The following is a 23743-nucleotide window of genomic DNA, read 5'->3' as shown; positions in this document are numbered from 1 at the left end:
ATTTAGCACCAAAACGCAGTGCGTTTTGCGGCATATTGCACTAAATTTAGCAACAAATAGCCCGAAAACTGGTGCAAATGGCGGTTTACTTAAATAAAAATTCATTTTCCACATTCACTTGCTACCCCCTTTTTAGCAAAACAAACCTTCGCGGAATCGATTTTTTGCGACAAGGTGGGCGATTGGTTGTCAGAAAGGACACTCATAATGTTAAATTTCATACCGAAAACTAGACAAAAACGCGTGTATTGTTTACACGAACATGGTAAACAGCATGCGAAACTCGTACGCTAACGACACGAGCGATTAGGGCTTGGCAAGCGGTCGCGCGGAATGACTTGGCAACGCATTTTGGGTCTAGGATTTCTTGCGGGCATAGGTTTCACCATGTCGATGTTTGTCACCATGCTCGCCTTCACCTCGCCCGAACATGCCATACAATCTAAGATTGGCATCTTCGCAGCATCAATTCTTGGCGGAATTGTAGGCTACATCATCTTGCGAAGGCCCAGCCATAGCAGCAAGAAAAGGACTTAAATCAAAAGCGTTGGGCAAGAAGGGGGCATGCAGCCTAGTCTTGAACAAGCCGCACGCCGCCTTCTTCTATCGTTATCAAACGGCGTTTGTACAAGTCGCCCACTGCCTTTTTATACACCTTTTTGCTCACCTCGAAACGGCGCTTAATGTCTTCGGCAGGGCTTTTGTCGCCCAAATCGCAAAATCCGCCGTTGTCTTTTAGGTATTGCAAAAGTGTTTCGGCAAAGTCTATTGTTTGCTTGCGCCCCAGTGGTTGCAAGCTAACGTCTATCTTTCCATCGGGTCTTACGCCCATGATGTAGCCGCGAAGACGGTCGCCAACATGCAACGGGCGGAACACTTGCGAACGATATGCCAGCCCCGGATAGGCGTTGTCGACAATCACTTTGAACCCAAGTTCGGTGGGTTGCCATACCAATAGGTCCACTTCGTCGCCCGAATGATATGGCGGAAAGTCGGTGGCGAAGAAATGTTCTACCTTAGCCGAGGCAGCGATGCGGTAGCTTTCTTCGTCTATAAACACGGCTACCACATAGCTTTCGCCAATCTCCATGCGTTGCTTTTGCTCTCTAAACGGACAGAAGAGGTCTTTCATCAGTCCCCAATTCAAGAAAGCACCGTGCAGGTTAACCCACGACACTTGCAAGTAAGCAAACTCGCCCACCTTGGCCAGTGGCGTTTCGGTGGTAGCCACAAGGCGTTCGTCTTGGTCTAGGTAAAGAAACACGTTGAGTATGTCGCCAGGTTTGCAGCCCTTTGGCACATAACGCGTGGGCAAAAGCACCTCGCCCTCGTCGCCTGCATCTAAATACATGCCAAAGTCTACTTCCTTTACAACTTCCAGTTGATTATAATCTCCAAGTTTTATTCTTGCCATTCGCTTATTCAAAAAATTAAGTTTGCCGTTTGTGCAAATGTACGCAAAAATGCTGGAAATGTATTAACTTTGCATGGATAACGTGCAATAGAGGTGAAAAAGTGGCCGCGCAATACCCGCCTAAACCTGCTCAATGCGCTGCACGCGGCCCTGCATTTGGTGGCCAATAGCGCATAAATGGCGGCAACTCCACATTTTCCGACAGCCCACTTCACCCCTTTTCCTTATGCGAACAACTTCAATAAACAATGGAACAAATACAACTCACAGCAAGCAAACGCATCATCGTTGGCGTTCAATTTCTCTTTGTGGCGTTCGGTGCAACGGTATTAGTGCCGCTACTTGTGGGGCTCGACCCCTCAACAGCACTCCTCACAGCAGGCTTGGGAACATTTATCTTTCATTTCTTAACGAAAGGTAAGGTTCCCATTTTTCTTGGTTCGAGCTTTGCTTTCATCGCGCCCATCATCGCAGCCAGCAAACAATGGGGCATGCCTGGCACCTTGGCGGGGCTTGTTGGCGTGTCGTTAGTGTACTTCGCGATGAGTGCCTTGGTGCGTTGGCAAGGCAAACGCCTGCTCCGTAAGCTTTTCCCGCCCGTAGTTATCGGTCCGGTAATCATCCTTATCGGCCTTTCGCTCTCGTCGGCAGCGGTAGATATGGCCAAAACCAATTGGATTTTGGCACTTGCATCACTGGTAACGGCCATCTTGGTGCTAACCCTTGGGCGCGGACTGCTTAAACTTGTGCCAGTGGTTAGCGGCATTGTGGTGGGCTATGTGTTGGCTTTCTTCATGGATGAGGTAGATTTTCAGCCAGTGATAGATGCCCAATGGTTCGCCCTACCTGCCAGTTTGGCCCACTTTTCGTTGCCGCAATTTAGCTGGGAACCCTTACTCTTCATGATTCCCGTGGCCATTGCGCCTGTGATAGAGCACATCGGCGACGTGTATGTGGTGGGTGCTGTGGCCGACAAAGACTTTACCAAAGACCCAGGATTGCACCGCACGCTTTTGGGCGACGGCGCAGCTTGCCTTGCTAGTGCCTTATTGGCTGGCCCTCCCGTTACCACTTACTCGGAAGTTACGGGTGCAATGAGCATCACCAAAGTAACATCGCCTGCCGTAATACGTATCGCCGCAGCCACGGCCATCGTGTTCTCGGTTATCGGTAAGCTTAGTGCGTTGTTGCGAAGTATTCCCCAAGCCGTGCTGGGTGGCATCATGTTGTTGCTCTTCGGCACCATTGCCAGCGTGGGGTTGCTCAACCTGATGCGCAATAAAGTAGACCTAAACCAAACGCGCAACATCATTATCATTGCCGTAACACTTACTATGGGCATCGGCGGCGCCGTGCTTTCTTACGGCAACTTCGCCATTAGCGGCATCGGCTTATCGGCCATCGTGGGCATAACCCTTAACCTTTGCTTGCCGCAAGAGAAAGAGAAGAAGGAGGAGGAAGAGAAGAAATAGGCCTCGAAGTAAAGGTAAATATATTGTTAAGCGGGTTATAAAAATACCTTTAAGGCGTTTTTATAACCCGCTTAACATTATAGCCATACGGCAAGGTTGCATTCTCCCTCGCGCGCGTATTAATAATAGATATAGCTGTGGATTGCAGGCCGAAACAGGTGTTAGAACTTGTCGTTATTACATGATAACTTGCTTGTTACAACCTATTCAACAGCTTACAATCACCCACTGGGGATTAAGCAGCCCCTAGTGAGTTATTTTATACATTTCTTTTACCACAGGACTATCCTCTGGATATATCTTTGTTACCTTACAAATAATATCATTCACCAAATAATGTTTCGTTTTCTCCATAATACATTCCATCCAACCTTCGTCTGGAAGACTGCGCCAGAAATCGTGCTCATTAAAATCCATATCAAGTTTCACTTCTAGTATAACCACAGTGGGATTATCAGAATCAATGACGCTTGATGGATAGTTATAAAAAATGACCCCCCTTGTACGTTCCTCTCCCCAAGGCCCAGCACTAACGGTAGACATGTGTTCTATGGGAAACCCTGCAGTTTCCAAATTATAAAATAATTTTTCAGCAGGTTCACGCAAGAAGAGCCGCTTGTTCTCCACCAAATATTTTGCATAAGCTACGGTTTCCACATACGACAACGTCTTTCTTTTTTGCGCAAAAAGATTGGTTGAGACTAGTGCTAACAACCATACTATCATCATTAATCGTTTCATATCATTGACATTTTATGGGTTTGTATGTTACACCTCCGTACCATTTTTACTCTAAGCCTGTTTTCATCAGCTAAGTTTTTCGTGTTAAGAAGGGGTAAGTGGGTTTCTTACGTACTTTATAACTGTTATGTTAGTAATGCAAAGTTAGTGAAAAAACAAATCGGTTGTTATCTTTTGGGCATATTTCTTTATAAGGAGTTTACAGACCACTTTGGCTATAAGCTGTTTTTAATTAGTAAGCCACATGTTTGTTGACTGGTAAACTTGTTAACTCGTCAACTAGTAAACTCGTTGCTGCAAAAGGGAAGACAAAATGCAGGTAATGTTCTAAAGATGGCCTTAAAAAGAAATGTGCTAGGCTGAATAATAGTAGTTTATTACCCCCTGATTATCTTTTATTCTCCCTAAAAACACGTAACGAACAGCGCGAATTTGTAAAGTACAAAGACGTAATGTAACAAAATGAATGGCCGTTAAAAGAAAAAATAAAGGTGAAAAGACGGCATTAGCCATTTTTTCACCTTATATTGTTGACAAGATGACAAGATAAATAGTTAACAAGATGACGAGTTAACGAGTTGACAAGGTGGCAAGTTGACCAGTTAGTAGGCACAGCCATTTTTTCACGCTTTCACCTTTCCCCTCTCTCGTCATTGAATAACCTAACGAGCAGGTTCACTTTTCAGTTCGAACGTTAGGTTGCCACCCTTCAAAAGTTCTTCGTGCGACACGCGATAACCCTTAAAGGGCTTGCCGCCAAGAGTGATGCCGTTGATGAATATATCGGTGGGTAGTTGACGTTTTGCCTCGATAACCAACTCGTTTCGTCCCCATTGTTCCTTATCTAAGTGAATGGTTACGCGGTTGAACACGGGCGATGAGAGCGTGTAGGCAGGCTCGCCGGGGCAGTCGGGGTAAAAGCCCATCATGTTAAACACGAGCCATGCCGACATCGTTCCTGTGTCGTCGTTGCCCGGTATGCCGTCGGGCGCGTTTTTAAAGTACTTGGCCATCAGCCGATGAAGTTCTTTTTGCGTGCGCCACTCGTCGCCTTTGAAGTACGAAAACAAGTGCGGATAAGCAATGTCGGGTTCGTTGGCGGGGTCGTAAAGTTCCTTGTCGAACACCATTTGCAGCTTTTCAACAAAGGGCTTTTGTCCACCCATCAGCTTGGCAAGCCCCATTACGTCGTGCGGAACATAGAAAGTGTAGTTCCAAGCGTTGCCTTCGTGAAAGCCCGGACTAGGTTCGAAGTTCTCGCCTTGCTTGGGATTGAAGGGCGAATAAAACTTGCCGTTGGGCAAAATGGGCCTAAGTGTGCCGTACTCTTTGCTATAATAGTGGCGATAACCCAGCGAACGGTTGTAGAACAGTCGCGCATCGGCTTTCTTTCCCAAGGCGGTGGCCAACCGCGAGAGGGCGTTGTCGGCGATATAATACTCTAACGCGTGCGAGACAGAGTTGTCGTACTGTTCGCGCAGCGGCACATAGCCCAGCGAAAGGTAGTCGTCGTTGTCGGGACGAAGTAGGTTTTGGGGGCCAGGAGTGGTTGCGCCCTTGCGCATAGCCTCGTATGCCGTGTTGATATCATAGCCTCGCAGACCTTTAAGCCACGTGTCTACGATAACGGGAATGGCTGGGTCGCCCTCCATCGTATAGGTTTCGCGGCCGTATAGCTCCCATTTGGGCAGCCAACCATGTTCGCGATACATGTCTATCATGGTGCGAACCATGTCGCGTTGGCGGTTGGGATAAACCAAAGTAAGCAGTTGGTGCACGTTGCGATAGGTGTCCCACAGCGAAAACACGGTGTAACGGTTGCCTTCGCGCATGGTTTTCACCTCGCCCGTTTCAAGTGTTGGGTACTGTCCATTTACATCTTGCAAGATATTGGGGTGCAACAAGGCGTGGTATAGGGCCGTGTAGAACACCGTTCGCTGGTCTTCTGTTCCGCCTTCCACCTCAATACGCGAGAGGTCTTTGTTCCAAGCGTTGCGCGCTTCTTCCTTTATCGTGTCGAAATCTTTGCCCCCTTGTTCGGCATCGAGGTTCTCGCGGGCATTGGCCATGCTAACAAACGATACGCCCATACGTACAACAACAGGTTCGTTGCCATGGCTATCGAAGTTGAGATACACACCAACATCATCACCAGCTATTTCTTTCGTGTAGTTGGTATATAACTTATACCTGCCGTTATCCTTATCCCATTCGGCCTCAACACCCGTCATGGGGCGTTGTTTTTTCCAATATCCTGCTGCTGTGGGCTTGGTGTCTACACGCATAACAAAATAAATGGGGAACACGGCTTGTGGGTTGTAACAGAACGTTCCCAGCAGTTTCACGCCCTCGTATTCGGTTTCGCTCACACGGCGAACCATCGCTCCCGACTCGTTTGTCAGTCCTTCACCAAGATTAAGCAATATGTTGCTCTTGCCTTTGGGAAACCAAAAGCGCGCCATCGAGGTGCGCGGGGTGGCCGTCACCTCGGTGCGCACATCGTAACGAGGTAGGAAATTGGTGTAATAACCTGGCGATGCCTTTTGCATCATCATAGGACTGCCATACGCTTTGTAGTCTACTTCGAGCTTACCTGTTGTGGGCATGAGCAGTAGCGAGCCCAAATCGGGACAGCCAACGCCGCTAAGGTTGACGTGCGAATAGCCTGTGAAGTAGATGTTGTGGTACTCGTAGGGCGTAGACCACCAACGCGCATCCTTATCAAACTTGTTGTTGGCGGAGCCCATCACGTTGAAAGGCACTACCGACATCAAGCCGTTTGGACACACAGCACCTGGGTTTGTGGTGCCGAAATTGGTTGTTCCGATAAAGGCGTTAACGTAATCTACTGGCTGTTTCTCGGCCTTAGCCGTGCCAGACTGCAAGAAAGCAAAAAGCAAAAGCGCCGCACAAAGGCCGTAACGACCAAGGGCACGCAGCGCAAAAGATGATTTGAGGGAATGATTTATGGGCATGTCGCTCTATTAATAATGGTTTTTAAGTGGGCAAAGGGCAAGTTTCGGGCTCGCGCTTGCAGCCCCTACGGGCGTGGCTAGCATGCCCAATGGCACACTGCCGCCACCGTTTCTTGCCTTTGTCTTGCAAAAATACGCAAAATAAGCCATACCTACAAACATTGGTTGTGAGTTTGTTAGGGGTAAGTCTGTGAGTTGATGAGGAGGTAAGGGGTTGAGAAAAGGCAAGTTATTAAGGAGAGTAAGGAATGGTGTTACCATTCTCCAACCAATCTTCAGGGCTGTCGATAAGGGCGGTACAGCACAAGCGTTATTGCCGTTTGGCTGCTCTCGCATGCGTTTTTCTGCCCACTGTCCTGCGAGAAAACGGACTTTATAAGCTAAGGTTACCTAGCTGAATTAAGAGGAAAAGGCGGAGAAGAAACATTTAAGGGGGTACTAAAGCTATTGGCAGAAACATCATTGAAGTTTTTCTCTCGCAACGCCGTCCCTTATCTTTGTCTTAAATATGGCACACGTAGAAAATTCCTTGAATGATGTTACTTTTGATAAGTTTCATGCCTTTCGAGAAAACACAGATAAACAAAATCAAATCTGTTGGTTACTCAAAAAACCGTTCTTTTCTCGTTCCTCGAAAAGTGCGTTTTCTCGCCATGACAATGTTTGATCAAGCTCGACGTTGTTCATTTGGCTTAACGAAAACGTTCTAAAAATCACAATGTAACCCCGGCGGCTCTGTTTCTTTTGTAATAGGCGTATAGCACAATCGAGGCCAGCATTAGCATTCCTATCAACATGCAATCCTTAAAGCTTGGTTCACCCTTCACATTGGCTGCAACATAGCAAGGAACAGAGATAAAACACACAATTGCCAACACCTTTGCCACACTAGAAAAGTAGGCCTTTCTGAAGGCCTTATCTACGACAGACCTGTCTATGCCCTCATGATTTTCTATAAAGATGTGTTTCTTGGCCTCGTAATCAATGCTGTAATGCCTACCTATACCGAACCAAACAAGTGCCCATCCTAGGAAAAATGCACCCGATATAAAGCCACCCGTTTCCTCATCTACGAAATAACTAAATGGCGAATTAGTTAGATATAGATAAGACCCAAAAAGAATTGTAAGGAACATTATCCATGCCATCATGGATATTATTCCGTTTTTAATATGTTTATTCATACCTGTTACTCCTTCACTTAAAGCAAGCAAATGCAGAACCTAGTTAACCCGTACGGACGACATTCCACTCCTGATGTCTTCATTTGCCGTTTGGTTGGTTGCCTCCCTCACATGGGTTTCATTCATATTGGCTCGCATATTCAAACAGACGTCTTGCTATATCTTGATTTGCTGCATCAACAACTTCCCGACTTGTTACAAAACCAACAGAAAAAAGCCTCATTTTAGAAGGAATTGAAGAACTGTAAATGCTTGCAGAACATTCATTATGTACGCTAACGTACGTTTTCGTTAAACCGAATGAACAATGTTGAGCTTGCTCAAACAGTGTCATGGCGAGAAAACGCATTTATCGAGGGACGGAAAAGAACTCTCCTCATGAGTCGTTTATTCATCACGCAGGGGAACTGAAACTTGTTTTCCTCCAAAATCTAAAACACATGCGGCAATGCACAATGCCATAGCCGCCATAACAAAGATAGTACTCTTTTTCATAATCAACACTTGTTTGTTTAAAGGTTAGAATTAACAACGTATCGGATGCAAATATATTAAAAATTCAAACACAACAAGCAGTTGCAAAAGCAAATCATCATGATTTTAACCATATTTAGCAACAGATATTGCAACACCATTACCCATTTCACACCATTAAATGAGAAACAAACACAACGCCAACTGCTTAAAAAACAAACACCAGCCGCCCACCTTTCCATAAAACTTGGTCTAAGTACGCCATCTGCATATCGGGCCTTTTATGCGCATAAACAAAAAAGGGGCGCATAAACGCACCCCAATAAGTTTGTCACACTGCCATTTGCCCATGCAACAGATGTATTTTGCTACAAGTTTCTGCCAAACAAAGGCGTATTATCCCTTCGTCAGCGTCTTATCATTTTTCATCAGATATTCGGCAATCTGCACGGCATTGAGTGCTGCACCCTTACGAATTTGGTCGCCGCTTAGCCACAACGTCAGTCCGTTTTCGTCGGCCAAGTCTTTTCTGATGCGGCCAACAAAGATGTCGTCTTTACCTCCCGTCTCCAACGGCATGGGGTAAACGCCCTGCGAAGGGTCGTCTTTCAGCGTGCAACCAGGTGCGGCGGCGATGGCTTTACGTGCCTCTTCTACCGACAACGGGCGTTCGGTTTCAATCCAAACGCTTTCCGAATGCGACCTAAGCGAGCTCACCCTTACACACGTTGCCGAGCACTTGGCGTCGGTGTGCATTATCTTTTGCGTTTCGTGATACATCTTCATCTCTTCCTTTGTGTAGCCGTTATCGGTAAAAACGTCTACCTGTGGTATCACGTTATAGGCCAGTTGGTGCGGAAACTTGCTCACCGTGGGCTCTTCGCCGTTAACCAATTGGCTGTATTGTGTTTGCAATTCGGCCATAGCAGCAGCACCTGCGCCACTTGCACTTTGGTAACTAGACACGCGAATGCGCTTGATGTGCAACAGCTTTTCCAGCGGTTGCAACACCACCACCATCATAATCGTGGTGCAATTGGGGTTGGCCACGATGCCGCGCGGACGGTTCAGCGCGTCTTCGGCATTGCATTCGGGCACCACTAGCGGCACTTCGGGGTCCATGCGGAATGCACTTGAATTGTCTATCATCACCGCTCCGTGTTTCGTAATGGTCTCGGCAAACTCCTTAGACGTACCTCCGCCAGCCGACACGAAAGCGATATCCACGCCGCGGAAGTCGTCGTTGTGCTGCAAAAGCCTAACAACATGCTCCTTGCCGTTAAACAAATAAGTGCGCCCTGCACTGCGTTCCGACCCGAAAAGCAACAGCTCGTCGATGGGAAAGGCACGCTCTGACAATATGCGCAAGAACTCTTGACCCACCGCGCCACTTGCGCCTACAATTGCTACTTTCATTTCCTTCTCTTTTAAAATAATGATATATTGCATTGCAAATGTACAACTTTCCACGTTTATACGCGTCAGTTTGATATATTTTTTGCAACTTTGCAGTGATAAAGGCAAGCAACGCCACTGCCAAAGCATGGCGCAAGCTGCCTAGACGTACCCTAGAAAGCCCCGTATGATGGGCTTTTCCAGCTACAAACGGCCCGCATCATCAACCCCAAACCGCCATAAACGAAAGAAAATGTTCTCTGCCTTCCCCATAACCGACCCCACGTTGATATTCTTCATCGTGATGCTCATCATCCTTTTTGCCCCCATCGTGATGGGCAAATTGCGCATTCCCCACATCATCGGCATGGTGTTGGCTGGCGTTGCCGTAGGCGAATATGGGTTCAACATCTTGAAACGCGACGACTCTTTCGAACTTTTCGGGCGCGTGGGCCTGTATTACATCATGTTCTTGGCCGCACTCGAAATGGACAGCAGCGGCCTTAAACGCAACAAATACCGCTTCATGGTGTTTGGTTTGACCACGTTCGCTGTTCCCTTCGTACTCATTTACCTCTTGGGAACAACGTTTTTGCACTACAGTATGCCCGCCTCGCTGCTCTTGGCCACGCTCATGGCGTCGAATACACTTATCGCCTACCCCATCATTGGCCGCTACGGACTTCAACGAAACTCGGCCGTATCGCTCAGTGTAGGCTCTACCATGATTGCCTTGTTCCTCTCTTTGGTGGTGCTGGCCATGATAGTGGCCGCCCACAACGAAGGCGGAGGCGAGCTGTTTTGGCTTTGGTTCGTGGTAAAAGTGGTGGGATTCTGCGTGGCAATGGCCTTTTTCATCCCCCGACTAACGCGTTGGTTCCTGCGCCGATACAGCGATGCCGTGATGCAATTCATCTTTGTGATGGCCATTCTCTTCCTTAGTGCGGCCGTTTCTTCGGCCATTGGGCTCGAAGGAATATTCGGAGCGTTTCTTGCCGGCCTTATTCTTAACCGCTACGTGCCGCGACTTTCGCCGCTGATGAACCGCATCGAGTTCATCGGCAACGCCATCTTCATTCCCTATTTCCTTATCGGTGTGGGCATGCTCATCAATCTTCGCCTGCTGTTTCAAGGGCAAGGCATCGTTTGGGTGGTGCTGGCCATCACCCTTGTTGGCACATTGGGCAAGGCCATTGCGGCCTACATCACCAGTTGGCGTTTCAAAATGCCCGCACCTTCGGGGCAAATGATGTTCGGCTTAACCTCTGCCCACGCCGCCGGAGCTATCGCCATCGTGATGGTTGGCATGCACTTACAGGTTGAACCAGGCCGTTATCTCATCACCGACGACATTCTTAATGCCGTAGTTATCATGATTTTGATAACCTGTATCATCTCTTCGGTGATGACCGAACGGGCTGCCAAGACCTTTATTCTTAGCGAAAAGAACATACCAGCAAGCGAAATAAGCGAGCAAGACGACGAAAGTATGCTCGTACCCGTAAAATATCCAGAGTACGCCAACCGACTTATGGGCTTGGCCATCATGATGCGCAACCCCAAACTAAACCGCGGTATCATTGCATTGAACCTTGTTTACGACGACGAGAACATGCGCGCCAACCAAGAAAAGGGGCGACAACTGCTAGACCAAGTGTCGAAATACGCCGCCGCCACCGACGTGCGAACGCAAACGCAGGTGCGCATAGCGGCCAACATTGCCAACGGCATTAAGCACGCCTTTAACGAGTTTCATGCCTCGGAGATTATCATCGGCTTGCATACGCATAAGGAAGTGTCGCCAAAGTTTTGGGGGCAGTTCCACCAAAGCTTGTTCAACGGACTGAATCGGCAGATTATCATGGCGCGTTTGAACCAGCCACTAAGCACCATCCGTCGCATTCAAGTGGCCGTTCCGTCGCGTGCGCAGTACGAACCGGGTTTCTATCGCTGGCTCGAACGTCTGGCGCGCGTGGTGTTGAACCTCGAATGCCGCATCGTTTTCCACGGTCGTCAAGACACGTTGGCACTTATCAACGAGTTTGTTCGCAACCGCCACGCCTCTATGCGTGCCGAATATGCGCTGATGAACCACTGGAACGAACTGCCTTCGCTGGCTGCCACCATCGCCCCCGACCATCTTTTCGTGGTGGTTACGGCGCGAAAGGGAACCGTTAGCTACAAAACGGCGCTCGACAGACTGCCGGATGAGATAACCAGACATTTCTCTGGAACCAATCTGATGATTGTGTTCCCCGACCAATATGGCGACGGCATCGAGGAACTTACCTTTGCCGAACCACAACATACCGAGGGGACTAGTGCCTACGAGGACGTTGGAAAGTGGGTGAAGAAGTTGAAGAAGTAGTCTGAGTTGTAAAATAGTAAGGAGAAAGTAGTAAGTAGTAAGGGAACAAGGAGGAAGTAGTAAGTGATGAAGAGAAAGGAGGAAGTAGTAAGAGAATAAGGAGGAAGTAGTAAGAGAATAAGGAGGAAGTAGTAAGTGATGAGGAGAAAGAAGAATGTATTAAGCAATGAGGAGGAAGTGGTAAAGCAATATGGAGTTATTTGAGGAATTTAGCCAATATCTTTATGGGGTTAGCTGGCGCGGTTACAAGTTAACGAATTAACAAGAGTATTTGCCACTCTGCCTCATAAGCATTTGCACTTACTACTTTACTACCTTACGACTTTACTACTAAAAAATATAATTCATTATGATAACAATAAAATCTATAACCAAGAGCTTCGGCTCGTTGCAAGTGCTTAAAGGCATCGACTTGCAAATCAACAAGGGCGAAGTGGTGAGCATCGTTGGACCTAGCGGTGCCGGAAAAACCACGCTGTTGCAAATTATTGGTACGCTAGACCGACCTGACGGCGGCGAAGTGGTGGTGGACGGTGTAGACGTTGGCACACTATCGAGTAAGAAGTTGAGCGACTTCCGCAACCAACACTTGGGCTTTATCTTCCAGTTTCACCAGCTGCTGCCTGAGTTTACGGCTCTCGAAAACGTAATGATACCAGCCTACATCGCAGGTAAGAAGAAGAGCGAGGCCATGCAAAGGGCTAACGAACTGCTCTCTTTTCTTGGCCTTGCCGACCGTGCTAACCACAAGCCTGCCGAGCTGTCGGGGGGCGAAAAGCAAAGGGTGGCCGTGGCGCGCGCACTGATTAACGAGCCTGCCGTGGTGTTGGCCGACGAACCTTCGGGCAGTTTAGACTCAAAAAACAAGGCCGAACTACACCAATTGTTCTTCGATCTGCGCGACAAGTTCGGCCAAACGTTCGTCATAGTCACACACGATGAAGAGCTTGCCAAGCTTACCGACCGCACCATTCATCTGCGCGACGGCATGGTGGAGTGCGATTTGGGAACCGAACAACCATCAGAGACAACTACCCAACAAAGCGAAGAAGTCGCCTTGTAAGCGGCCTTTGAAGTTGGCAAGTTTACGCGCTGGTACGTGGATTATCCCCATACGGACTTGAAATGTGGTAAACTTGCCAACTTACAACCAAACAAATGGCCTTGGGATGGCGTGCGAAAGGGGGCGAAATTAAAACTCGATGCCCCTTAACAACAAACAAATGCCTTTGAGATGGCACACAAGAGGCTATCTACTTGCAACAAAAGAACATCATACCAAAACAAGTAACGCCATCAAAAATAAATAAAAACTTTTTACAAAACACACATTTTCTGCCGCCCATTCTAGACAGAAAAACAGCCAAAAAGCAAGAAATTAGGCCGAATTTTGCGGTCTAAGGCAGTTCCATCGTTGTCCATTTTAAGGAAATCTAATGCGTTTTGCACCATTTTACCTTTCTAGATTGCGCGCCGATCGTCATTTTCATCACCCCAAATCCATGCTAAAAGCAGCAAAAAACCACTTTTTAAAGCAGCTTTTAGCCCCAAAACACACCTGTTTTCAATCAAACATCATGCTAAAATGCCCCAATTCCAGCGCATAAATATGCACCTGGGCACGCCATTTGCCCCATCTAGTCCTGCGTTTTGGTGCAAATCGCCCTGCGTTTTGGTGCATTTCACCCTGCATTTTGGTGCAAATCACCCTGCGTTTTGGTGCATTTTACACTGCATTTTGGTGCAATTGGCAAGTCACGCCATAGTTCTTGCATATTAATGTAATACAAAATGGGGCTGCATACATGTATATGCAACCCCATTTTGTATCAAAAATAACTCGCGCAAGAATCGATTAATTGCAACCGAGTGGACAATCGGCTGGAAAAACGGCAGCCATTAAGCGAAACTTAGTGCGGAATATATGACAAGTTTGAGGAGTTAGTTAAGGAGTTAAGCCAATTGCATTGCAGCTTGTGTTTATAGATGGTGTCAGCCTAATCGGAGAAGTCCGACTGGTCTGACGGGTCTGATTTGTCTGACTTGTCTGACTGGTCTGACTGGTCCGACTAGTCCGACTAGTCCAAAACCAGAACGGCCTAGAAATCTAGAAACCACTAGGCACCTTTAAAGGCGCAGCCATCTTTTCACCTTTTCACTTTTTCACCCTTACATATACCCCAATGCGCGGAGCACATCGTTAAGGTTGGCCATAACCATTAATATAATAAGGATGGAAATGCCTGCATACTCGGCGCGCACCATAAACTTTTCGCTGGGTTTGCGCCTTGTAATCATCTCGTAGAGCAAGAAAAGCACGTGACCACCATCGAGAGCGGGTATGGGAAGAATGTTCATAAAGGCGAGAATGATGCTAAGAAAAGCCGTCATAAGCCAAAACATGTGCCAATCCCACATGGGAGGGAAGAGGCTTCCTATCGCTCCGAAACCGCCCAACGACTTAGCACCATCGGCCGAGAACAAGTATTTCATGTCGCCTACATAGCCTTTGAGCACCTTTACGCCATAGGCTGCGCCAGCAGGAAAGCTTTCAAAGAAACCATATTCCACGTGTGTTTCCTTATATTTGGCCAGTCCGTTGGTGAAAACCATACCAAAAAGCAAGTCGGCATTAAGCTTAACCGCTGCCGTAGTGGCCGTTGTGTCGCCCTGATGAACAAAGGATATGGTGGTGTTTAGTGCCTTGGCACTGTCGGCAGGAGTGGTTGCAGCAGCCAAAATATCGCCCAAACGCTCTTTCTCGAAATTAAAATCGTTTTGCGAATCAATGGGTTTTCCTGCAAAAGCCACAATCTTATCGCCAGCTTTCAGACCCGCTTTGGCAGCTATGCTGTTGGGCATAACGCTGTCGATGGTGTTAGGCATCATGATCATGACAAAGCGTGGCGACGACTTAAGCATGTTCAGCAAGTCGAGATTGCCAGGCATGGGCAGGCTCATGTGTTTGCCTTGGCGCACCAAGTCTACACGAGTGGCAGTGGCCAAATCGCGGAAAAAGTCGGCATCGAAAGTCTTGAACTCGCCTTTTTCGGTGCCAAGAAGCACGTCGCCATCTTTAAATCCAAGGGCTTTTGCCTCCGAATTAAACTTCATTCCGGCCGTCATATCCTTCACTTGCACGTAACTGTCGCCCCAATGGAACAGCACCATCGAATAGATAAACAAGGCCAAGAGGAAGTTAACGATAACGCCGCCCAACATAATGAGCAGCCTTTGCCATGCCGGTTTAACCCTAAACTCCCACGGTTGGGCGGGTTTGGCCATCTGTTCTGTGTCGAACGACTCGTCTACCATTCCCGAAATCTTGCAATATCCGCCCAAAGGTAGCCAGCCCATGCCGTAAGCCGTGCCGCTTTTCTTAGACTTAAACTCGAAGAGATGAAACCAAGGGTCGAAGAATAGGTAGAACTTTTCTACCCTTACGCCAAACAAACGGGCGAAGAAGAAATGCCCTCCCTCGTGGAGTAGCACCAAAATAGATATGGCCAGCATGAACTGCAACAGCCTAATGAGAAATATTTCCATATTCGTTTTATTGTTTTCTGTATTAATAGGGATGCCAATGGGTAAGCGTTAAGGCCCTTTATGGCACATTCGTTGGTGTTATCCGCAGTGGCAAAAGCCGCTTTGCGGTATGGGTTTCAACGCAGTTGGGCAACCAATTCGCTGGCCTTTCGGCGCGATTCGGCATCCGTTTGCAGGTATGTATCTAACGAAGGAGCCGCATCGAAAGGCACTTTTTGCATCGTTTCTTCGATAATTCGCGGCATGTCTAAAAAGCCAATGCGGTCGGCCCTGAATGCCTCGTTCACCACTTCGTTGGCTGCATTGAGTATGCAAGGCATGTTTCCACCGCGGTTAATGGCATCGAAGGCCAATTGCAAGCAGCGGAACTTACGCATGTCGGGTTCGAAAAACTCCAACGGCTGTGCAAAAAAGTCGAGCCTTGGCCCGTTAAGCGGCAGCCTATCGGGGTAAGAGAAGGCGTATTGTATGGGCAAACGCATGTCAGGCATGCCTAGTTGCGCCTTTACCGAGCCGTCTTCGAACTGCACCGCGCTATGAACAATGCTCTGCGGATGCACAAGCACCTGTATCTTTTCGGCCTCAACGCCGAACAACCACTTGGCCTCAATCACCTCGAACCCTTTGTTCATCATCGTGGCAGAGTCGATTGTAATCTTCGCACCCATGTCCCACGTGGGATGGCGCAAGGCATCGGCCTTGGTAACTTTGGCCAATTGCTCTTCGGGCAGTAGGCGAAATGGGCCTCCACTTGCCGTAAGCAATATCCGTTCGATGGCATTATCGCCCTCGCCCACTATGCTTTGGAATATGGCCGAGTGCTCACTGTCTACGGGAAGTATGGGTGCGCGATTGGCTATGGCCAACTCATTGATAAGCTCTCCGGCCACAACAAGCGTTTCTTTATTGGCCAAACATATCTTCTTATGCGCTTTAATGGCATGTATTGTGGGCTCTAAACCAGCAAAACCAACCATCGCTGTAAGCACCATGTCGATGGGTTCGGCCTCTACGATGTCGCAAAGTGCCTGCTTACCTGCGTAAACCTTAACTTCGGGAAGGTCGGTTAAGAGGTCTTGCAGCTGCTGGTAGCGACTTTCGTCGGCCACAACAACGGCCGCCGACCTGAACTTCCGTGCCTGTTGAGCCAGTAATTCAACGCGTGTGTTTGCCGTTAGGCAGTACACTTCGTACTTGTCGGCATGTTGCGCAATCACGTCGAGGGCTTGTGTGCCAATCGAACCCGTGCTGCCAAGAATACATATTTGTTTCTTCATTTGTTCAGTCTAGGTCTAATATTCCATCGGGAATGTGCATCGTTATTTCACGTTTCTTTGCGTCAACGCCTGCAATCAATTCGTAAGATGCAGGCAATAGCAGGGGCGCAGAACCGTTAACGTCTACTTCAAAAAGGGTGTTCACCGTGCTGTCGTCTACGGCAAGGAGTGCGCCCAGCGGCTTGTTGGTGGCTGCATCCTTAACGGTAAAGCCCACAATGGCCGCCCATGACAGTTCGGCATCGAGGTTATCGTCCTCCTGCCGCGGAAAAAACACGTTGCAACCCGTTAGTTCCTTTGCTCGTTCTTGCGTGTCTATGTTCACGAATTTCACCAATGCCGTCTCGCTACCCTTAAAGCGATATTCCTCGAAAAAGAAGGGAACAAGCAGCCCCTCCACTTCGAGCGCAAGGAAATCGGCCTCTATTCGGTCGAAGATGTCGTCGTCGAAGTGGAAAGATATTTCGCCTTTCACGCCGTGGGGCTTGCCCAGCTTGCCTATCTTATAGAAGTTGTCGGCTTGCCATAGCGGTCGTGTGGATGATTGTTGGGGCATGTGGTGTGGGTGTATGTTGCTTTTAAAGTTTGTGAATAGGGTGGTTCGCGGTGGCCTGATTTTTTCTTTTTGCTGGGCCTATACGCGCTTGATGTTGGCTCCGAGGGCGTTAAGCCGTGCCTCGATGTCTTCGTATCCGCGGTCTATCTGTGCGATATTGTCTATCTGACTGGTGCCGTTGGCACTTAATGCGGCGATAAGCAAGGCGATACCTGCACGTATGTCGGGGCTAGTCATACGGCCTGCGCGCAGTTGCAGCTTGTGGTCGTGACCTATAACTACTGCGCGATGTGGGTCGCAAAGTATGATTTGCGCGCCCATGTCGATTATCTTGTCTACGAAGAACAGCCTACTTTCGAACATCTTTTGATGGAACAGCACGCTGCCGCGCGCCTGAGTAGCCACCACAATGAGTACCGAAAGGAGGTCGGGAGTTAGTCCTGGCCACGGTGCATCGGCCAAAGTCATTATCGAACCGTCGATAAATGCCTCCACTTGATAATGTTCGTGGTGCGGGATAAAGAGGTCGTCGCCCTCAATATTAATCGTAATGCCCAATCGTTTAAAGGTATCGGGTATCAGTCCGAGGTTCTCAACAGACACGTTCTTGATGCGTATGCCCTGCCCAACCATAGCAGCCATACCGATGAACGAGCCTACTTCAATCATGTCGGGCAACACTTGGTGGGTTGCTCCGTGCAATGTTTCAACCCCTTCGATGGTAAGCAGGTTGCTGCCTATGCCGCCAATGCGTGCCCCCATGCGGTTAAGCAGTCGGCAAAGCTGCTGAATGTAGGGTTCGCAAGCAGCATTATAGATGGTGGTTGTGCCCTTAGCCAGCACTGCGGCCATGATAATGTTGGCCGTTCCTGTTACCGATGCCTCATCAAGCAGCATGTAACGCCCCTGCAATTGGTTGGCTCGCAGTTGGTAAACGTTGCGGTTGGGCAGCTTTTCAAAGCTTGCACCGAGCATGCGAAAGCCCCAAAAGTGGGTGTCTAGACGGCGCCTACCAATCTTATCGCCACCTGGTTGGGCCACCATGGCTTTGCCAAAGCGCCCCAAAAGCGGACCGATGAGCAGCACACTGCCACGCAAAGCCGCACATTTGCGCACAAAGTCGTCGCTTGAAAGGAAGTCGAGGTTCAGCTCGTCGGCCTTAAACGAATAGTCGTTACGCGCATGCCGTGTCACCTTCACGCCGATGTCGGCCAGCAGAAGGATGAGGTTGTTCACGTCTAAGATGTCGGGAACGTTGCTGATGCGCACCTCTTCGGCAGTTAATATAGCTGCGCAAATCACCTCCAAGGCCTCGTTTTTGGCTCCTTGCGGCGTGATAGTGCCTTGCAAAGGGCGTCCGCCCTCGATGAGAAAAGATTGCATGGCTACTTCTTCTTGCGTTTTTTCTCAGGTTCTTTTGCAGGCAATTTCTCAAACTTAAACGTATCTAGGTCGAGCTGTATCTTGCCATTGGTGAACGCTGCAAGGTCTGATGCCACACGTTCGTTATCTGCTGCGCCGTGTCCCCACTGCGCCAGCGAACGTTTCATTTGGTTGGCAGTGAGCCTAACCAGTGCATCGCGTTCGGCGCCGGCAGGCATGTCTTTCAGTCTTTCGAATGTTTCGAAGAGCAGTTTGCCATAATGTCGCACAGGAATGCGCGACGATGTGTAGCCCAGATGCTGGGGCTTAGTGGTGGCACGTGTGGCCTCCGACACGTCGAACGGGTAGTCGATGTCGAGTTTAAAGTCGCTCATGATGGCCAAATGGTCCCACAGTTTGTGTTCAAGGTCTACGGCATCGTACCCTTGCGGAAAGAGAATGCTCATCGTTGCGATGATAGACTCGGCGCAAGCTTGCCTTTCTTGCTTGGTTGGCAAGGTCATTGCGTGGTTCACCATCTTTTGTATCTCACGTCCGTACTCGGGAAGTATCAGCCGTTCGCGTTGCGTGTTATAGTCCAATCCTTCTATGTTCATTATCTTAGTGGTGGATGTTCGGTTGTTCATTCTTTATTTGTTATTCGGCATTTGGTTTGCCATTGCAGTTAGAGTAGCGGCTTGGCGGCTTTCGCCACGAAGTCTTTTAGATAGAACGGCACAAAGTATGCCACATCTTCGAAACGCTCTTCGGCCATCGCTTTCTCTGCCAATGGTGCCATATTCTTGGCCAAAGGTTTCACATTGCCGATGAAGTGCGCATTGGGGTGAACGATTTCGGCCTTGCACTTGTCGGCTCCGTTGCCGAAGAAGTACACGTGATGTTGGTCTAGAAAGGCCTTGTAGGTGTCGGCCTCCACGATGTCGGCCCCCACAGGCCTTACTTCTTTCAGTGCCCTGTCGTAGAGGGCGGCGTACACTTCCATGCGTCGGGCGTCGAGCATGGGACAAAGCAGGGCGTCGTCGGGCGTTATTTGTTCGCGCAACAGCAGCGGAACGCACAGCAATTGCAGCGTCGGCACGGCCAATAGCTTAGCGTTGCGAGCGTAGCACACGCCTTTGGCCATCGAAACGCCAATGCGCAGGCCCGTGTAAGAGCCTGGCCCGCAACTCACCGCCACGGCATCGAGCGGCAAAGCGTGACTGTCGGCAAACGAAAGGGCCTCGTCTACGAACGTACCTAGCTTTACGGCGTGGTTCGGACCATCGTGGTCTTCGGCGTTAAAGATGCACTCGCCATCGTTACTAACGGCCACTGAACATACCGCGGTACTAGTTTCTATATTTAATATGCACGACATAATCCTATTCAGTATATTTATATTAAAGTGCAAAATTACGCTTTTTCCGTTTAAAATGTGTACATTTGCAGAAAATTAACGCGCAAACTATGATACAATCCATGACGGGTTACGGCAAGGCTGTTGTGACCTTTAACGACAAGAAAATAAACGTAGAGATTAGATCGCTTAACAGCAAGACGCTAGACCTTTCTACACGCGTTGCTCCACTGTATCGCGAAAAGGAGATTGAGATGCGACAGATGGTGGCAAAAGCACTCACCAGGGGCAAGGTTGACTTCTCTATATGGGTGGAAAAAGACGCAGCGGCGGACGCAACGCCCATAAACGCCGCATTGGTTGAAAACTATTACCAACAGATTAAGGAGATTTCGGCCAGAACAGGCATTCCCGAACCGCAAGATTGGTACGCCACACTGCTGAAAATGCCCGATGTAACCACTCGCACCGAGATGGAAACGCTGGACGAAGACGAATGGAAGGCGGCTGCCGATGCCATTGAGCAGGCGCTTGAACACATCGTGGCCTTCCGTAAACAGGAGGGTATGGCCCTGCAAAAGAAGTTTGAAGAGAAACTACAAAACATCGGCAGGCTGATGGCCGACATCGAACCGTACGAGAAAGCGAGGGTGGAGAAGATTAGAACACGTATTGTAGACGCGCTGAAAGACATCCCCGAAGTGGACTATGACAAGAACCGCTTGGAGCAAGAACTGATATATTATATTGAGAAATTGGACATTAGCGAAGAGAAACAACGACTGGCCAATCACTTAAAATACTTTGCCAAGACCATGAACGATGAGAGCGAACAGGGCAAAAAACTGGGTTTCATCGCACAAGAGATGGGTCGCGAGATTAACACAACGGGCTCTAAGAGCAACCAAGCCGAGATGCAGAACATCGTTGTGATGATGAAAGACGAGCTGGAACAGATTAAAGAGCAAGTGCTGAATGTGTTGTAAGCTATCAGTTTGTGAGGTTTTAAGTTGGTGAGGTTGTGAGGTTATGAGGTTTTAAATTTCTAAGTATTTGCGTATTTAGTCTTACGAACGATAAACTTCGCAACAAGATAAGGCCGAAGAACGCACAAACCTGCTTTCTGCAATAAGCCCTAACGCATCAACTCACCAACTTAAAAGCTCAAAAAAATCAGAAACTTAGCCACCCTTCAACCCAAAGACTCAAATAAAAACTCCCCTCTCATCATCTCAAATAAACTCAAAGACTATGGACAATAACCAGCATATCTACCCAAACGGGCAGTCTTCTACACAGCACAAAGGCGCTTTGGTAATATTCTCCGCGCCATCGGGTTCGGGCAAAAGCACCATCATCAATTGGCTCATGCAAAGCCATCCCGAACTGCGGCTGGCCTTCTCCATATCGTGTACCAGCAGAGCACCGCGCGGAACAGAACAACATGGCGTGGAATATTTCTTCCTTTCGCCCGAAGAATTTAGGCAACGCATCGCCCAAGACGAGTTCTTGGAGTACGAAGAGGTGTACAAAGACCGCTTTTATGGCACGTTGAAAGAGCAGGTTCAACGCCAATTAGACGCTGGGCAGAACGTTGTTTTCGACGTAGACGTTAAGGGCGGATGCAACATTAAGCGGTTTTATGGCGACAAGGCTTTGAGCATTTTCATCCAACCACCGTCCATCGAGGCTCTGCGCCAGCGGCTTGAAGGGCGCGCAACCGATGCACCAGAGGTGATAAACGACCGCATTGCACGAGCCGAATACGAGCTGTCGTTCGCTCCGCAGTTTGACAAGGTTATCATAAACGACGACTTGGAGACGGCCAAACGGCAGACTCTCGAAGTGATTAACGCTTTTCTTTCGCGCCCATGATACGCACTGGTTTCTATGGCGGCTCGTTCAACCCCATACATAACGGGCACATCGCCTTGGCTCAACAGTTTTTAGACGATATGGGATTAGACGAAGTGTGGTTTGTCGTGTCGCCCCAAAACCCCTTTAAACGCAACGCCAACGACTTGATGGCCGACAAGGCGCGGCTCGAAATAGTGCGCGCTGCCACGGCCAACGAACCTCGTTTCTGCGCCACCGACTACGAACTGCACCTGCCAACGCCGTCGTACACCTGGCGAACGCTGCAAGCTTTGGCCCACGACGAGCCGCAACGCTCTTTCGTTCTGCTTATCGGAGCCGACAATTGGGTGTCGTTTCCCAAGTGGAATCACCACGAAGACATACTCGCCAGCCACGACATCGCGATATTTCCACGCCGTGGCTACGAGGTAAACCCTAACGACCTGCCCGCCAATGTAACCCTTCTCAACACGCCCTTCTACGACATTTCGAGCACCGACATCCGTCATCGCATCGCCGAAGGCCTACCCATCGACCATCTTGTGCCGCCTGCGGTGAAAGACATGGTGATAAAGACGTATGCAAATGGCGACACAACGAAGGGAGAAAAGTAAATTCATTCAAACGATTAAACACTAATCGGTTGCCAGTACCTTCACTAAAACCCCTTTCACTCAATACCTTTTTAACAGCCAACTTTGGTTAAATCGAGTAGTGACATCTTACAAACAATCGACACGAAAAAGCCCCTTATACAACAAGTATAAGAGGCTCAATGAACAATTATGATGAAATGCGCCACCAATTAGAAAGAGGCGGCTTGCAATTCCGATTTAATACTGAAGTCGTTTTGACTTTTAATCTTTCTATAAATTGAGAGGAGTGCAGGGCAAGTCAACTCTCTGGCTTGTAAACTAACGAAAGCCCAACAACTCCCGAAGGCATCAACTCCCCGATTCACAAACTCATCAGCTCAAAAAATCATCAACTCAAAAAGCTTAAATCCTTATCTTTTATTTTACAATATCCATCTAAATTCCACGCTATTCTAGCGAGAATATAGGTCATAAAGTAGGCAAATTGCCACTATTTCTAACCTCTCATGCCTTCCAAGATGTTCGTTTTTAAGAAAAAAGGCTGCAATTTGCACCATTTAGCCTTTCTAGAATGGCTGCCACCTCGTAATTTTTCATGCCCAATTACCCACTTTTAGCCCCTAAAATCCCACTTTTTAATGGCTATTTTGCCCTTTTCAGGCATGTGTTTCATGGTTCGAGAAGGTTTTGTTTATACAACTTCAGTGGATATTCATGCTTTTTGTCTTACGTTTAGCTGCATTTCGCACTGCGTTTTGCACCATTTTACCTTGCGTTTAGCATCAAAACGCACTGCGTTTAGCACCAAAATGCACTGCATTTAGCACCAAAACGCAATGCGTTTAGCGGCAAATTGCACCGTGTTTAGCACCAAAACGCACTGCATTTTGCTGCAAATCGGCCAAAAACGGGTGTTAGTGGCGGTCCGTTTAAATAAAAATTCATTTTGCCTGCATGTACAACTAACCCCTTTTTGCACAAAACAAACCTTCGCGAGAATCGATTTTTTGCGGCAAGGTGGGCGGTTGGTGGATAAAAAGGGCACTCATAGTGTTAAATTACATACCGAAAAGTTTACAGCAGTGGACGAGTTAACAAGTTAACGAGTAGACAAGTGGACAAGTGCACGAGTGGATAAGTAGGGATATTCAGTAAATATCTAACTAATT

17 protein-coding genes and 1 pseudogene are annotated in these 23743 nt (G+C 48.3%); 7 read left to right on the top strand and 11 right to left on the bottom strand.

All coding sequences use genetic code 11. The features are described 5' to 3' along the window. Positions 1-300 precede the first annotated feature (300 nt). Positions 301-537: pseudogene (locus tag HMPREF2955_RS01840) on the top strand (Na+/H+ antiporter NhaA); the annotation flags it as partial. 34 nt (positions 538-571) lie between these two features. Here HMPREF2955_RS01840 and HMPREF2955_RS01835 read toward each other — a convergent pair. After that, the gene (locus HMPREF2955_RS01835; protein ID WP_070720337.1) at positions 572-1414 is read right to left on the bottom strand and encodes a CvfB family protein; all 843 of its coding nucleotides are present in this window, start codon (positions 1412-1414) and stop codon (positions 572-574) included. 248 nt (positions 1415-1662) lie between these two features. Between HMPREF2955_RS01835 and HMPREF2955_RS01830 the strand changes: the two genes are divergently transcribed. Next, entirely contained in the window at positions 1663-2886 is a 1224-nt protein-coding gene (locus HMPREF2955_RS01830) for a uracil-xanthine permease family protein (RefSeq protein WP_070720335.1), read from the top strand. A gap of 246 nt (positions 2887-3132) precedes the next feature. On the opposite strand, the gene HMPREF2955_RS01825 is transcribed toward HMPREF2955_RS01830, so the two are convergent. The 4 genes from HMPREF2955_RS01825 to HMPREF2955_RS01810 all read right to left on the bottom strand — a co-directional run bounded on the left by HMPREF2955_RS01825 (position 3133) and on the right by HMPREF2955_RS01810 (position 9676). Then, a complete protein-coding gene (locus tag HMPREF2955_RS01825) occupies positions 3133-3627 on the bottom strand; it encodes a hypothetical protein (protein ID WP_044260452.1) in 495 nt (164 codons plus the stop codon). A 662-nt stretch (positions 3628-4289) separates the two neighbouring features. Continuing rightward, positions 4290-6602 (bottom strand): GH92 family glycosyl hydrolase, encoded by a 2313-nt coding sequence (locus HMPREF2955_RS01820; RefSeq protein ID WP_246830038.1) that lies wholly within the window; start codon positions 6600-6602, stop codon positions 4290-4292. 713 nt (positions 6603-7315) lie between these two features. After that, on the bottom strand, positions 7316-7786 hold the full coding sequence (locus HMPREF2955_RS01815) for a hypothetical protein (protein WP_070720332.1): 471 nt from the start codon (positions 7784-7786) through the stop codon (positions 7316-7318). Between the two features lie 870 nt (positions 7787-8656). Then, on the bottom strand, positions 8657-9676 hold the full coding sequence (locus HMPREF2955_RS01810; RefSeq protein ID WP_070720395.1) for an aspartate-semialdehyde dehydrogenase: 1020 nt from the start codon (positions 9674-9676) through the stop codon (positions 8657-8659). A gap of 232 nt (positions 9677-9908) precedes the next feature. On the opposite strand from HMPREF2955_RS01810, the gene HMPREF2955_RS01805 reads away from it, so the two are divergent. Together HMPREF2955_RS01805 and HMPREF2955_RS01800 are read left to right on the top strand one after the other, a co-directional pair. Then, complete coding sequence (locus HMPREF2955_RS01805; RefSeq protein WP_070720330.1) at positions 9909-12023, top strand: cation:proton antiporter; 2115 nt, start codon at positions 9909-9911, stop codon at positions 12021-12023. A gap of 349 nt (positions 12024-12372) precedes the next feature. After that, positions 12373-13086, top strand: a complete 714-nt coding sequence (locus HMPREF2955_RS01800) for an ABC transporter ATP-binding protein (protein ID WP_070720328.1) — start codon at positions 12373-12375, stop codon at positions 13084-13086. A gap of 1106 nt (positions 13087-14192) precedes the next feature. On the opposite strand, the gene rseP is transcribed toward HMPREF2955_RS01800, so the two are convergent. The 6 genes from rseP to tsaB all read right to left on the bottom strand — a co-directional run bounded on the left by rseP (position 14193) and on the right by tsaB (position 20142). Further along, on the bottom strand, positions 14193-15569 hold the full coding sequence (gene rseP / locus HMPREF2955_RS01795) for an RIP metalloprotease RseP (RefSeq protein WP_009231001.1): 1377 nt from the start codon (positions 15567-15569) through the stop codon (positions 14193-14195). 116 nt (positions 15570-15685) lie between these two features. Next, complete coding sequence (locus HMPREF2955_RS01790; protein ID WP_070720326.1) at positions 15686-16846, bottom strand: 1-deoxy-D-xylulose-5-phosphate reductoisomerase; 1161 nt, start codon at positions 16844-16846, stop codon at positions 15686-15688. Between the two features lie 4 nt (positions 16847-16850). Continuing rightward, positions 16851-17402, bottom strand: coding sequence for a ribosome maturation factor RimM (gene rimM / locus HMPREF2955_RS01785; protein ID WP_070720324.1), 552 nt, complete (start codon positions 17400-17402; stop codon positions 16851-16853). A 78-nt stretch (positions 17403-17480) separates the two neighbouring features. Next, positions 17481-18785 carry a UDP-N-acetylglucosamine 1-carboxyvinyltransferase gene (gene murA, locus HMPREF2955_RS01780; protein ID WP_070720322.1) on the bottom strand — a complete coding sequence of 435 codons (1305 nt, stop codon included), beginning with the start codon at positions 18783-18785 and terminating at the stop codon, positions 17481-17483. A gap of 2 nt (positions 18786-18787) precedes the next feature. Continuing rightward, a complete protein-coding gene (locus tag HMPREF2955_RS01775) occupies positions 18788-19411 on the bottom strand; it encodes a DUF4290 domain-containing protein (RefSeq protein ID WP_083317594.1) in 624 nt (207 codons plus the stop codon). 38 nt (positions 19412-19449) lie between these two features. Then, positions 19450-20142 carry a tRNA (adenosine(37)-N6)-threonylcarbamoyltransferase complex dimerization subunit type 1 TsaB gene (tsaB, locus tag HMPREF2955_RS01770; protein ID WP_070720319.1) on the bottom strand — a complete coding sequence of 231 codons (693 nt, stop codon included), beginning with the start codon at positions 20140-20142 and terminating at the stop codon, positions 19450-19452. A gap of 89 nt (positions 20143-20231) precedes the next feature. On the opposite strand from tsaB, the gene HMPREF2955_RS01765 reads away from it, so the two are divergent. From HMPREF2955_RS01765 to nadD, 3 genes are all read left to right on the top strand, one after another. Next, positions 20232-21107, top strand: coding sequence for a YicC/YloC family endoribonuclease (locus tag HMPREF2955_RS01765; protein ID WP_070720318.1), 876 nt, complete (start codon positions 20232-20234; stop codon positions 21105-21107). Positions 21108-21372: 265 nt separating this feature from the next. After that, a complete protein-coding gene (gene gmk / locus HMPREF2955_RS01760) occupies positions 21373-21996 on the top strand; it encodes a guanylate kinase (protein WP_070720316.1) in 624 nt (207 codons plus the stop codon). Continuing rightward, a complete protein-coding gene (gene nadD / locus HMPREF2955_RS01755) occupies positions 21993-22592 on the top strand; it encodes a nicotinate (nicotinamide) nucleotide adenylyltransferase (RefSeq protein ID WP_070720313.1) in 600 nt (199 codons plus the stop codon). Before gmk ends, nadD begins: the two co-directional genes overlap by 4 nt. Positions 22593-23743: the final 1151 nt, after the last annotated feature.

It is taken from the genome of Prevotella sp. HMSC073D09, assembly GCF_001814145.1.
Lineage (GTDB): Bacteria > Bacteroidota > Bacteroidia > Bacteroidales > Bacteroidaceae > Prevotella > Prevotella conceptionensis.
Note: the sequence above shows the minus strand (reverse complement) of the source record. Positions and strands in the feature narration are given on the sequence as shown.